Genomic DNA, 12,276 nt, shown 5'->3' on the forward strand with positions numbered 1-12,276 from the left:
TGCGCAAAAATGCGGCGTCCGGGGGTGCTTTGCTTGCTTCGTAACCGCGGGTCAAGTAGCCTTGAGTCACCCTGTTCTCTTGTCCGACTGAGCGCCCTGAAGCATGTTAAAACGCTTGATTTATAGTCTGATTATCATCATTTCGTTGATGGTAATAACTGCGCTCGGCCTGGATCGCTGGATTAGCTGGAAAACCGCGCCTTATGTGTATGATGATTTAACCTCGTTGCCCCATCGCCAGGTGGGTGTGGTGTTAGGTACCGCCAAGTACTATCGCACCGGGGTGATTAATCAGTACTACCTGTATCGCATGCAGGGGGCGATCAACGCCTACAATAGCGGTAAGGTAAATTACCTGCTGTTAAGCGGCGATAATGCCCAGCAAAGCTATAACGAACCGATGACCATGCGCCGCGACTTAATCGCCGCCGGCGTGGAACCTGCCGATATCGTGCTCGACTATGCTGGCTTCCGTACGCTGGATTCGATTGTGCGCACGCGCAAGGTATTTGATACCAACGATTTTATTATTATTACCCAGCGTTTCCACTGTGAGCGCGCGCTGTTTATTGCGTTGCATATGGGCATTCAGGCGCAGTGCTATGCGGTGCCATCGCCAAAAAATATGCTCAGCATCCGTATACGTGAAGTGGGCGCCCGTCTTGGCGCGCTGGCCGATCTCTATCTGATGAAGCGTGAACCCCGCTTTCTCGGTCCGTTAGTGCCAATCCCGGCGTTATATGAAGTTCCGGAAAATACGCAAAGCTATCCGGCGGTGACCCCGGAGCAGCTACTGGAGTTACAGCAGAAGCTGGAGAAGCGATAATTAACTACCTAACGGTATATACGGGCTGGGATTAATAAATTTGTTGGGTGCAAATTTATCATAGCCTGCATTCCGGCAATACTCGATTAGCTGACTTAACGCACTTACATTGGTTTTTTCATATATTGTATGAAGATAATTATCTACAGTTTTATAAGAAATATTTAGCCGCCGGGCAATTTCTTTGGCGCTTAATGATTGCAGAGCGAAGAAAACCACATCAAACTCGCGGTCAGTAAACAGATCGGTAGGGTTTCCGAACGATAAAGATTCCGGGCATTTATTATTTTCAAGATGATACATCGAATAGATTTCCAGCTTTTTAGCCCTGCCAACCACACCGATTGATTTACCGTCCTTAATCAGTGGCGTCACATCGGCCATAAAAGGCTGAATAAGCTTTTCCCTGCCGCCGTACATAAAGGTAATCAGCGTAGGAATGACTTTCTGGCTGTCCATCACATTCTTATCGTTAGCCTGAATGATATCGGCGATCTCAGACCAGTAAACCGGACATTCGCTGTCCAGCTTTCCTTCTACGTTAAAGCCTTTTGGCAGTCCGCTGTAGTGTAAGCCGTAATCATTCATATAGATAAACCGCGATTCATGGTCTTTTATGTACCAGAATTCATTGCTATTTTCCATATATGAGATCATTGCTTCAAACGTTCGTGAGCGAACATCCATGTCTTTATTTACTGAGAATTCCATATAATTGCTCTCCATAACATCCTCTTATTGAGCTTGATACGGAGATAAGTCTACCACTTTCTTTATACAAATAATCTGATTCAGCTCTCTATTTCTCTACGGCGTCTGCCAGCATTGGCCGATGGCCAATGCTGGCATGCCGCACGGTAATTACTTCTTACGCGAATACTTCAGTGAATCCAGCGCAACGGCGAAGATAATAATTCCGCCTTTAATAATATACTGCCAGTAAGGGTTCACGCCGATATAGGTCAGGCCGTAGTTAATTACCGTAAAGATAATAACCCCGGTAACCACACCAGCAACCGTACCGACACCACCGGCAAATGACACGCCGCCGACCACGCAGGCAGCAATGGCATCCAGCTCGTACATAAAGCCGAGGTTATTGGTGGCGCTGCCGATACGGCCCGCTTCCAGCATACCGCCGAAGGCATAGAACACACCGGACAGCGCATACACCATAATCAGGTTTAACGGTACGTTCACGCCTGATACTTTTGCCGCTTCCGGGTTACCGCCAATTGCGAAAATGTTTTTACCAAAGCGCGTTTTATTCCACAGCACCCAGACAAAGATAATCGCGATAATCGCATAGAAGGTGATATAGGAGAGCTTAAAGTCACCAAAGCGCAGGAAGCCCTGAGCAAAGGTAGAGAAGCCCGAATCAAAACCGGCAATCGGTGATGCGCCAACATAATCGTAATAGAGCGAGTTAACGCCATAGACGATAATCATGGTGCCAAGGGTGGTAATAAACGGCGTCACTTTCAGATAAGCGATAATAATACCGTTAATCAGGCCGATAAATGCACCGATAACACAGACAGTCAGAATAACCAGTGGGATCGGGATAGTATCGATATTCGGAAATACTTTATTGACGTTATCCATCGCCTGCAACATGGTTGCCGCAACTACCGCCGCCAGACCAACCTGCCGTCCGGCTGACAGGTCCGTCCCCTGGGTAACGATCAGTCCCGCCACACCGAGGGCAATAATCACACGCACGGAGGATTGCGTCAGAATATTACTTAAGTTCATTAAGCTGAGGAAGGTTGGATCCTGGAAAATAATAATTGCCAGCAGCACCAGCAACACGACGTAAATACCACCCTCTTTTAACCAGGTGAGCGCACTTTTCTTATTAACTGCTTTCATGGTAACAGCCCTTACATCATTAAAGGTGTAACGATGCCAAACGCAATATTTCGTTCTGCGTGGTGTTTTTCGTTTCGACAATGCCCGCAACCAGGCCATTACTCATTACCAGAATCCTGTCGGTAATCCCTAAAAGCTCCGGCATTTCGGAAGAGATGATGATAATCCCCTTCTCTTTCTTCGCCAGTTCAGCAATCAGCTGATAAATTTCAAACTTCGCCCCAACGTCAATACCACGCGTCGGCTCATCCAGCATTAAAATCTCCGGCTGAGTCAGTAACCAGCGGCCAATTATCACTTTCTGCTGATTCCCCCCGGATAGCGAACCAATAGAGGTGTGATGGCCTGGGGTTTTTACCCGCATCGCATCAATAACCCATTGGGTATCGCTTTTCATCCGGCTGTTATCCAGCAGGCCAATACTGTTTTTATATTTACGGATATTGGCGATCAGCGAGTTAAAGCCGATATCCAGATAAGCATAAATACCGGTAGAGCGGCGCTCTTCCGTCACCAGCGCAAAGCCGTGATTAATCGCTTCATTGGCGCTGTGGTTATTAATCGCTTTACCATGCAGCCGGATAGTACCGCCTGATTTGTCGCGAATACCAAACAACGTTTCGACGATATCAGTACGTTTTGCCCCAACCAGACCGGCAATACCAAGGATCTCGCCTTTATGCAGATCAAAGGAGATATCACGAATCGACGGCTGGCTGCGGGAGGTTAAATTGCGCACCTCGAGAATCACTTCGCCCGGCACATTGCTCTTATCCGGGAAACGCTGGCTTAGCGAGCGCCCCACCATCATCGCGATAATCTTATCCATATCCAGCCCTTCCAGCGACTGGGTGGCAATCCACTGCCCGTCACGCAAAATCGTAATTTCATCACACAGCTGGAAAATCTCTTCCATCTTGTGCGAGATATAGACGATGCCACAACCGCGATCTTTTAATTTACGGATAATGGTAAACAGATGGTTTACCTCTTTTTCCGTTAATGATGAGGTTGGCTCGTCCATAATGACGATTCTGGCGTTATACGAGAACGCTTTGGCGATTTCGATCATCTGCATCTGCGAAACAGAGAGTGTCGCCACCTTGTCGCGCGGATCGATATCAATATCTAATTCGTCAAATATCGCTTTGGTATCGCGATACATTTTATCCTGGTCGACAAAAAATCCTTTGCGTGGATAACGGCCAAGCCACATGTTATCCATCACCGTACGCTGCAGCACCAGGTTTAACTCCTGATGCACCATTGATACGCCGTTTTCCAGGGCCTCTTTGGCGCTGTTAAAATTAATTTCCTCACCCTGAAACAGGATGCTCCCCGAGTCTTTACTGTAAATGCCAAACAGACATTTTAATAACGTCGATTTACCCGCGCCGTTCTCACCCATCAATGCATGAATAGAGTGCGGTCTGACTTTTAAATTAACGTTGTCGAGTGCTTTCACCCCTGGAAATGACTTATTGACGTTGGTCATTTCCAGCAGGAATTCTCGCTGCGGTATCGTATTATCACTGGCCATAATTTACCTGGCTGAAAGAGTCAATCGGGCAACTGATGCATACGGGCGGCGAAAACGCCGCCCCTACGTTGGGGGATCTGAAACACCGTAGGGGAGCCGTTATCGGCTCCCGGCAGAGCCCCCCTCTGCTTTATTTCGCGAACTCGGACAGATTGTCTTTATCTACCGCAACATAAGGTACGCGGACGATTTTGTTTTCCACTTTATAGTCTGTGCCATCAGCCGCTGGCTTGCCGTCAGCGAGGTTTTTCGCCATCAGGAAGGTGGCGCGCGCCTGGTTTTTCGCGTCATTCAGCACGGTACCGGCCATCGCGCCGGATTTCACCATCGCCAGCGCTTCTGGCAATGCATCAACGCCAAATACCGGAATAGAGGATTTATTGTGGGCTTTCAGCGCTTCAACCGCGCCCATTGCCATAGCGTCATTGTTGGCGATAACCACTTCAATTTTGTTACCGTTCGGGCCAGATAACCATGCATCCATTTTATCTTTCGCCATCGCGGTATCCCACATAGCGGTATCTAAATGCAGCTGCTGGGTTTTCAGACCGTCTTTATTCAGCGTATCGATCACATATTTGGTACGGGCTTCGGCATCCGGATGGCCCGGCTCGCCTTTCAGCAACACAAACTGAATCTGACCATCTTTGTTCAGATCCCAGCCTGGATTGGCTTTCCAGTGTTTCTCAATCAGCTCGCCCTGCTTCACGCCAGACTCTTTAGAGTCAGTACCAACGTAGTAAGCTTTATCGTAACCGGCCAGCACTTTCGCATTAGGTTCTTTGTTAAAGAAGACAATCGGTACATCGTTACCGCGCGCTTTATCAACAATCACCGCCGCCGCCGCCGGATCCACCAGGTTAATTGCCAGCGCTTTCACGCCTTTGGCCATCATTACATCAACCTGATCGTTCTGAGTTGACTGACTGTTCTGCGAATCATTCATTAACAGCTGCACGCCGGAAGCCTGCTTCGCTTCTTTCTCAATGTCTTTACGCACCACGGACATAAAGTTGTCGTCGTATTTATAGATGGTGACGCCGATACGGGTATCTGCTGCATGAGCCGTTGCTCCAAACATCATACTGGCAACCAGGGCTGTGAGGGTAAATGCCTTCTTATTCATAATATCTCCGGGTTTTGGCAGGGTAAGGCAATAGATGATTAACAGTCGGTAACGGCATTGTTATCAGAAAGTTACACGCCACCAACAAATTGCTAATACATAACCAGACGTCCTTGTTGACGAATACTTCCTTAAAAGATGTTTGAAACTGTTTCGCAGCGGCGATATGGACACGTGAATACTACAGAACCTCGAGTTACATTATGTTTCAGCCCCTGCATTGCGCTGTCATCATAGAGAGCGCGTTGTTAATTAACTGTGAATTTACTCACAGATTGGAAACGGTTACATGGGGGAATCGCTTGAATTAGTGACCGGCTCCACACTTTGTCGAACAGCGACCGAATGGCGGCGCACCAGCGTCGGCATAAAACAGTGTTGCGCGGTGTGATCCTGCTGCCCGGCGGCGCCTTTCAGCGCCAGTTCAGTGGCCATTTTAGCCATGGAAACAATGGGATAGCGGATCGTGGTTAATTGCGGATCGGTATAACGTGACATCGGAATATCATCAAACCCGACGATGGAGACATGCTGCGGAACCAGAATCCCGTTATCTTTCAATGCAGTTAGCGCGCCAGCCGCCATGCTGTCGTTATAAGCGAATACTGCCGTCAGGTGCAGATTGCGCCCCAGTAGTTCAACCATCGCCTCTTCACCGCCCTGCATATCGGGTTCACCATTGGCAATCCAGCCTTCCGGCGGTGTGATACCCTGCTCAGCCAGCGCCTGCTGCCAGCCGTCACGGCGTTGCGCCACGTCCTCAATCGGATGGCTGGAACCGAGATAACCGATACGCGTGTGGCCCTGCTGTTGCAGCATACGCGTCGCCATCAGCGCGCCGCTAACATTATCGAGACAGACACAGCGATGGGCATAGCCCGGCACAATGCGGTTAATCAGCACCATCCCCGGGATCTGGTCCATAAAGTGCGCCAGCTCGCCATCTGAAAGCGTTTTCGCATGCACAATAAGGGCGTTACAGCGCTGGCGAATCAGCACTTCAATCGCATGGCGCTCTTTTGCTTCCTGATGCCAGGAGTTGCTGATCAGCACATGCTTATTCATCTGCTGCGCCACAGTATCTACCGCTTTCACCAGTGCGCCAAAGAAGGGATCGGAAACATCCATCACCACCACGCCGATGGTGTCACTGACCTGCGTGGCCAGTGCCTGCGCATTCGCATTGGGCCGGTAACCTAATGATTCTACTGCCTGTAGCACAGTGTCACGGGTTTCCGCCGTCACCGCGCTGTTATTATTCAGGACGCGAGAAACGGTTGCCACTGAGACGCCAGCAAGGCGTGCAACATCGCGGATGGTAATCATGGACGCCCGCCGTTGAAAATAGGTAATTGCATCGTTCTTCCCGACATCTGAAGGTGTTCTGTCGGCTATTTTGTCAGGCGCGGAAGGTCAGCAGCGTGAATCTCGTCACACAGATGAAAACGGTTACATACAATTCTGTAACCTTTGTGATGGCCGTCATTATCCGGCGCGGGATTTCTCAGGCTGGGCGCCAGCGGCAAGCGCGGTCAGTTTACGCCACAGCCACTCCAGTGGCCCCTGGCGGAAATAGCGCAGCCACAGAACGGAGAACAGGATATTGATGGCCCAAACCGCCACCACCACCGCCAGCAGTTGCAGCCGATCCAGCTGCATAAACCAGCCGAAGCGATAGAACAGCGTGGTGCAGATTAGGGTCTGCATCAGGTAGTTGGTCAGCGCCATGCGCCCCACGCAACTGATGGCGTGAGTGAATTTCAGTTTCGCCAGCTGCGGCCAGTACGCAAAGCAGAGCGCGGCATAACCCAGCGCCTGCAATGGCCCGGCTAAATCACGCGGCGCCTGCAACAAAAAGCCGCACCAGCGGAAATCCCAGTGCAGATACCATTGCAGCCAGATACCCGGGAGCTGAATCAGCAGCGCCAGACTAAGCAGTATCCATGCGGTGCGGCGATAGTGCTGCGGGCTGAATTCGCCTTTCAGCCAGCCGCTACGCATCAGCGCGCCACCCATCATCATGGCGCCCGCCAGCTGCCAGCCATATTGCGCGCCCAGCGCCAGCAGGCTGGAGGAGAGATGATCGAGACGCGCCTGCGCCGCCAGCCAGCCGCCGGACAGCTTCCAGAACGCCTCATATTGCAGATCGGCTGCGCCCGGCAGCCAGGAGCTGTTTGGCTCGCCGCTGGAGATCATACTGAAAATAATCAGCACGCCAACGCCGACCAGATACAGCAGCGCACCGGTATGAAACAGTGAGCGCGTGGAAGGCACATCGCGGATCATACGCCAGGCAATCAGGCCGACGATGGCGTAATCCAGTAAAATATCGCCTTCCCAGAAAAACACTGCATGGATAAAGCCGATAATCGCCAGCCACGTCAGGCGCGACTGTAGCCAGCGCTTGCCGCGTGGCAGCAGCATTTGCAGGCCGGCGCCAAACAAAATGGCAAACAACGTCAGAAATTTAATCTGTGCAAACAGATCGAGTGTCGCCCAGGTCCAGAAATCGGACGCTGATGGCATACCGCGCCAGGCGGGATTGAGATAGGCAGCTGAAGGAAGCGCAAAACCACTGATATTAAGTAACAGGATACCGAGAACGGCGAGACCACGAATAAAATCCAGCGTGATATTGCGTTGCATTAAGCCTTCCCGTTAGCAAAGAACTGCCCTCTTACCGACGGCAAGAGGGACAAAATCAGAGACAGGCGTCGCTAATTAGCTATGACGCACCGCGCGTAAAAATTCCTGACGCGTATTCTGGCTGGATTTAAACAGGCCACCCAGTGACGTGGTGGTGGTGGCGCTGGTGGCGTCGCGAATGCCGCGTGCTTTCACGCAGTAGTGTACCGCATCAATCGAGACAGCCACATTGCTGGTGCCGAGCAGAGTCTGCAATGCCACTAAGATCTGCTGGGTCAGACGTTCCTGCACCTGCGGACGGGAAGCAAAGAACTGCACAATGCGGTTGATCTTCGACAGACCAATCACTTTCTCTTTCGGGATATAGGCTACAGTCGCCTTGCCGTCGATAATCACAAAATGGTGTTCGCAGGTGCTGGTCAGCGTGATATCACGCACCGTCACCATTTCGTCGACCTTCATCTTGTTTTCAATCACGGTAATCTTGGGGAAGTTGGCGTAATCCAGACCGGAGAAAACTTCATCGACATACATTTTGGCGATGCGATGCGGCGTCTCCGCGAGGCTGTCATCCTCCAGATCCAGATTCAGCAACTGCATGATTTCCGTCATATGACCGGTGATCAGGCGCTTGCGCGTTTCGTCGTCCATTTCACGCACTGGCGAGCGTAACGGGGTTTCCAGTCCACGCGCGAGCAGCGCGTCATGAACCAGGGCAGCTTCCTGACTTAACGTCGTCATAATGATGATTTTCTCCAGCAGGTGTTTCACCCGCCCGATGCAGCGATTCATCGGGCGGACAGGTTTCTGAAGGCGTATTCTGGAACACTCCGCCAGGTTAATCCAGTAAATCAATCTAAAATACCCAGGGTATTAGCAGGAAGACGTGTTTCATTTACCCTTACGCACCACCAGCAAGCCCGCAACCACCAGCCCGGCACCAGCCACATACAGCGCCGGTTCCAGCCGGTGGGTCAGCAGGGTGGAGAGCGCCGACAGCATCGGCCCCACCAGCTGACCGATGGCATAACCGGTGGTCAGTAAACCCGCCAGATAGCGCGCATGTTTTGGCGCCAGCTCACGGCCATACTGCAATGACAGCTGCACCACACTCAGGAAACCGCCGCCAATCAGCACCGCGCCGATCACCAGACCGCCCATGCCCGGCAGCAGGTCGGCGGCAAATACGCCCAGCGCCTGCGCCCACAGCGTGATCGCCAGGCGGGTATTTGCCGAAGAGTAATGCCGGGTGATAATCCCCAGCCCGATGCCGATCACCGCTGCGCCGCCAAAAATCGGCCAGACAAACTGCGCAAACGCGCTATCCGGGAAACGCGCCGCCGCCATCTGCGATAAAAAGGTTGCCGGCAGAATATAACCAAAGCCCGCCAGGCTGTAGCTCAGCACCAGACGTTTCAGCCGCGGCGTCAGCACCAGCGGTTCTGGCGCGCTCTCCGGGCGATGCAGCTGACCGCTACGCGGCAGGTTACGCGCTATCAAGGCAATCAGGATCAGCGCCAGCAAACCATACGCGCCCCAGGCATAGGCCGCACTGACATCCAGCGCATGCAGCAGTACCGCCAGCATTCCACTGATAAAAATCCCGGTGCCCGGACCGGCAAACACCGCCGCCGATAAGCCTGGCCGACCGTGATGCAGCAGCTGCTCATTGCTCCACGCCGCCACCAGCACCATCGCCCAGCCGCTGGCCCAGCCAATTAAAAAGCGCACCACTCCATGCCACCACGGCCCCTCAATACAGGCGGAAAGCAGGGTCAGCGCCACCGCTCCCCATACCCCGCCCTGCAGACGCCACTCCACACGGCGGCTGGCGCGCATCGCGTCATAAGAACCACACAGGTAACCGAGATAGTTAAATGCCGCGACCAATGCCGCACTGGTTAAACTAAGCTGATGTTCGTTAATCATCAGCGGAACTTGCGGGGTGAAAGCAAAACGGCCAATGCCCATTGCTACAACCAGCGATAAAAATGCGCTCAGTGCCACGCGCAGTGCCATAGATCTCTCCTGTAAAGCCGAATGCTGATTGCCACATCAGCAGGTTTTTTTTATATCAGTCTGTGTTAATGGTTGCCAGTATGATGCACGATGGTTAAAATCACAAAAAGTGAATAATCATAAGCAAGTTGCTGACGGAAAAAGAACGGATGGATTTAACCCAGTTACGCATGTTTTGTTCGGTGGCGGAAACCGGCTCGGTTGCACGTGCTGCGGAACAGCTACATCGCGTGCCCTCTAACCTGACCACCCGACTGCGTCAGCTTGAGCAGGAATTGGGCACCGATCTGTTTATCCGTGAAAAACAGCGCCTGCGCCTGTCGCCGATGGGCCATAACTTTCTCTGCTACGCCCAGCGTATCCTTGCGCTGAGCGAAGAAGCGCTGAGCATGACGCGCACCGGTGAACCGGCGGGCAACTTCGCGCTCGGCTCGATGGAGAGCACCGCCGCCACACGTCTGCCAGCTTTACTGGCCGCCTATCATCAACGCTATCCTGCGGTGGCGCTGTCGCTGATGACCGGCACTTCCGGTGAAATCATCGAACGGGTGCGCGCCGGTACGCTGGCCGCCGCGATGGTGGATGGCCCGGTGGCTTATGATGAACTGAATGGTTGTGTCTCCTTTCGCGAACAGATGGTGCTGATCTCCAGTGTCGACCATCGTGCGATTCACAGCCCGGCCGATGCCAGCGGCGATACGCTGTTTGCCTTTCGCCACAGCTGTTCCTATCGCCTGCGCTTCGAATCCTGGTTTCGCGAAAGCGGTGTACAGCCCGGCAATGTGATGGAGATTCAATCCTATCACGCGATGATGGCCTGCGTGGCCAGCGGCGCTGGTCTGGCGATGATCCCCTGGTCAGTACTGTCGCAGATGCCGGATCAGCAACGGGTACAGGTGCATCCGTTGCCGCCGCAGTATCGTGACAGCGCCACCTGGCTGATCTGGCGTCGCGACGCCTTTACGCCCAATGTGGAAGCGCTGAAATACCTGATTATTGAGCAGTTCGACGATAAGCCAGAAAGCGCTTAAATCTGGTCCATAATTATCTGACTAAACTATTAAACAGACCAGGCGTTGCCGTCTGGCATGATTGCCAAAAAGAGGAAAATATCCGTGGAAATGATTAAAACAAGGGCAGCCGTCGCCTGGGCGGCTGGTGAGCCACTGAAGATTGAAGAAGTGGATCTGATGCCGCCACAGAAAGGTGAAGTGCTGGTGCGTATCGTGGCGACCGGCGTCTGCCACACCGATGCCTATACCCTCTCCGGTAAAGATCCTGAAGGCGTATTCCCGGCGATCCTCGGTCACGAAGGCGGCGGCATCGTTGAAGCGATTGGCGAAGGCGTCACCAGTGTGGCGGTCGGCGATCATGTGATCCCGCTCTACACCCCGGAATGTGGCGAATGTAAATTCTGTCGCTCCGGCAAAACCAATCTGTGCCAGGCGATCCGCAGTACTCAGGGTAAAGGTCTGATGCCGGACGGCACCACCCGCTTCTTTAAAGACGGTAAGCCGATTTTCCACTATATGGGCACCTCCACCTTCTCTGAGTACACCGTATTGCCGGAGATCTCGCTGGCGAAAATCAACAAAGAAGCGCCACTGGAAGAAGTGTGTCTGCTGGGCTGTGGCGTGACCACCGGTATGGGCGCGGTGATGAACACCGCAAAAGTGAAAGAAGGCGACACCGTGGCGATTTTCGGCCTCGGCGGCATTGGTCTTTCAGCCATTATCGGCGCCACCATGGCGAAAGCCGGTCGCATTATTGCTATCGATATCAATACCAGCAAGTTCGATCTGGCGCGCAAACTGGGTGCAACCGACCTGATTAACCCGAAAGATTACGATAAGCCAATTCAGGATGTGATTGTTGAACTGACTGATGGCGGCGTTGACTTCTCTTTCGAGTGTATCGGCAACGTCAATGTCATGCGTTCTGCGCTGGAGTGCTGCCATAAAGGCTGGGGCGAGTCGGTGATTATTGGTGTGGCCGCGGCCGGTGAAGAGATCTCCACCCGTCCGTTCCAGCTGGTGACCGGTCGCGTATGGCGCGGTTCCGCCTTTGGTGGCGTCAAAGGCCGTTCACAGCTGCCGGGTATTGTTGAGCGTTATATGCAGGGTGAGTTCCAGCTGAACGACTTTATTACCCACACCATGCCGCTGGAGCAGATTAACGAAGCATTTGACCTGATGCATGAAGGTAAATCGATTCGTACCGTGGTGCACTTTAATAAGTAATCAGGAG

Annotated in this window: 11 protein-coding genes; 3 read left to right on the top strand and 8 right to left on the bottom strand. The window is 52.6% G+C overall.

From position 1 onward, the window contains the following. Positions 1 to 103: 103 nt before the first annotated feature. Complete coding sequence (gene sanA / locus J2125_RS03615; protein WP_017799411.1) at positions 104 to 826, top strand: outer membrane permeability protein SanA; 723 nt, start codon at positions 104 to 106, stop codon at positions 824 to 826. Here sanA and J2125_RS03620 read toward each other — a convergent pair whose 3' ends face one another. From J2125_RS03620 to J2125_RS03655, 8 genes are all read right to left on the bottom strand, one after another. Further along, positions 827 to 1,552, bottom strand: coding sequence for a helix-turn-helix transcriptional regulator (locus tag J2125_RS03620; protein ID WP_209499464.1), 726 nt, complete (start codon positions 1,550 to 1,552; stop codon positions 827 to 829). 135 nt (positions 1,553 to 1,687) lie between these two features. Beyond that, on the bottom strand, positions 1,688 to 2,698 hold the full coding sequence (gene mglC, locus J2125_RS03625) for a galactose/methyl galactoside ABC transporter permease MglC (protein ID WP_017799413.1): 1,011 nt from the start codon (positions 2,696 to 2,698) through the stop codon (positions 1,688 to 1,690). 19 nt (positions 2,699 to 2,717) lie between these two features. Then, positions 2,718 to 4,238, bottom strand: a complete 1,521-nt coding sequence (mglA, locus tag J2125_RS03630) for a galactose/methyl galactoside ABC transporter ATP-binding protein MglA (protein WP_017799414.1) — start codon at positions 4,236 to 4,238, stop codon at positions 2,718 to 2,720. 130 nt (positions 4,239 to 4,368) lie between these two features. Beyond that, positions 4,369 to 5,364, bottom strand: a complete 996-nt coding sequence (gene mglB, locus J2125_RS03635) for a galactose/glucose ABC transporter substrate-binding protein MglB (protein ID WP_017799415.1) — start codon at positions 5,362 to 5,364, stop codon at positions 4,369 to 4,371. 285 nt (positions 5,365 to 5,649) lie between these two features. After that, positions 5,650 to 6,690, bottom strand: coding sequence for an HTH-type transcriptional regulator GalS (gene galS, locus J2125_RS03640; RefSeq protein ID WP_017799416.1), 1,041 nt, complete (start codon positions 6,688 to 6,690; stop codon positions 5,650 to 5,652). Between the two features lie 159 nt (positions 6,691 to 6,849). Beyond that, entirely contained in the window at positions 6,850 to 8,010 is a 1,161-nt protein-coding gene (gene yeiB / locus J2125_RS03645; protein WP_017799417.1) for a DUF418 domain-containing protein YeiB, read from the bottom strand. Between the two features lie 75 nt (positions 8,011 to 8,085). Beyond that, entirely contained in the window at positions 8,086 to 8,751 is a 666-nt protein-coding gene (folE, locus tag J2125_RS03650; RefSeq protein WP_026111476.1) for a GTP cyclohydrolase I FolE, read from the bottom strand. A gap of 150 nt (positions 8,752 to 8,901) precedes the next feature. Further along, positions 8,902 to 10,029: a YbfB/YjiJ family MFS transporter gene (locus J2125_RS03655; RefSeq protein ID WP_017799419.1), complete on the bottom strand. Its 1,128-nt coding sequence runs from the start codon at positions 10,027 to 10,029 to the stop codon at positions 8,902 to 8,904. Positions 10,030 to 10,178: 149 nt separating this feature from the next. On the opposite strand from J2125_RS03655, the gene ptrR reads away from it, so the two are divergent. Together ptrR and J2125_RS03665 are read left to right on the top strand one after the other, a co-directional pair. After that, positions 10,179 to 11,060 (top strand): putrescine utilization regulator PtrR, encoded by an 882-nt coding sequence (ptrR, locus tag J2125_RS03660; protein WP_017799420.1) that lies wholly within the window; start codon positions 10,179 to 10,181, stop codon positions 11,058 to 11,060. A gap of 84 nt (positions 11,061 to 11,144) precedes the next feature. Further along, positions 11,145 to 12,269: an S-(hydroxymethyl)glutathione dehydrogenase/class III alcohol dehydrogenase gene (locus tag J2125_RS03665; protein ID WP_017799421.1), complete on the top strand. Its 1,125-nt coding sequence runs from the start codon at positions 11,145 to 11,147 to the stop codon at positions 12,267 to 12,269. Positions 12,270 to 12,276 lie beyond the last annotated feature (7 nt).

This window comes from Winslowiella toletana, from assembly GCF_017875465.1.
GTDB lineage: Bacteria > Pseudomonadota > Gammaproteobacteria > Enterobacterales > Enterobacteriaceae > Erwinia > Erwinia toletana.

Excerpts from the sequence above, each read along its gene's own strand:
- galS (WP_017799416.1), bottom strand. The coding sequence starts at position 6,690 with ATGATTACCATCCGCGATGTTGCACGCCTTGCTGGCGTCTCAGTGGCA.
- yeiB (WP_017799417.1), bottom strand. The coding sequence starts at position 8,010 with ATGCAACGCAATATCACGCTGGATTTTATTCGTGGTCTCGCCGTTCTC.
- mglC (WP_017799413.1), bottom strand. The coding sequence starts at position 2,698 with ATGAAAGCAGTTAATAAGAAAAGTGCGCTCACCTGGTTAAAAGAGGGT.
- mglA (WP_017799414.1), bottom strand. The coding sequence starts at position 4,238 with ATGGCCAGTGATAATACGATACCGCAGCGAGAATTCCTGCTGGAAATG.
- J2125_RS03655 (WP_017799419.1), bottom strand. The coding sequence starts at position 10,029 with ATGGCACTGCGCGTGGCACTGAGCGCATTTTTATCGCTGGTTGTAGCA.
- ptrR (WP_017799420.1), top strand. The coding sequence starts at position 10,179 with ATGGATTTAACCCAGTTACGCATGTTTTGTTCGGTGGCGGAAACCGGC.
- mglB (WP_017799415.1), bottom strand. The coding sequence starts at position 5,364 with ATGAATAAGAAGGCATTTACCCTCACAGCCCTGGTTGCCAGTATGATG.
- folE (WP_026111476.1), bottom strand. The coding sequence starts at position 8,751 with ATGACGACGTTAAGTCAGGAAGCTGCCCTGGTTCATGACGCGCTGCTC.
- J2125_RS03620 (WP_209499464.1), bottom strand. The coding sequence starts at position 1,552 with ATGGAGAGCAATTATATGGAATTCTCAGTAAATAAAGACATGGATGTT.
- sanA (WP_017799411.1), top strand. The coding sequence starts at position 104 with ATGTTAAAACGCTTGATTTATAGTCTGATTATCATCATTTCGTTGATG.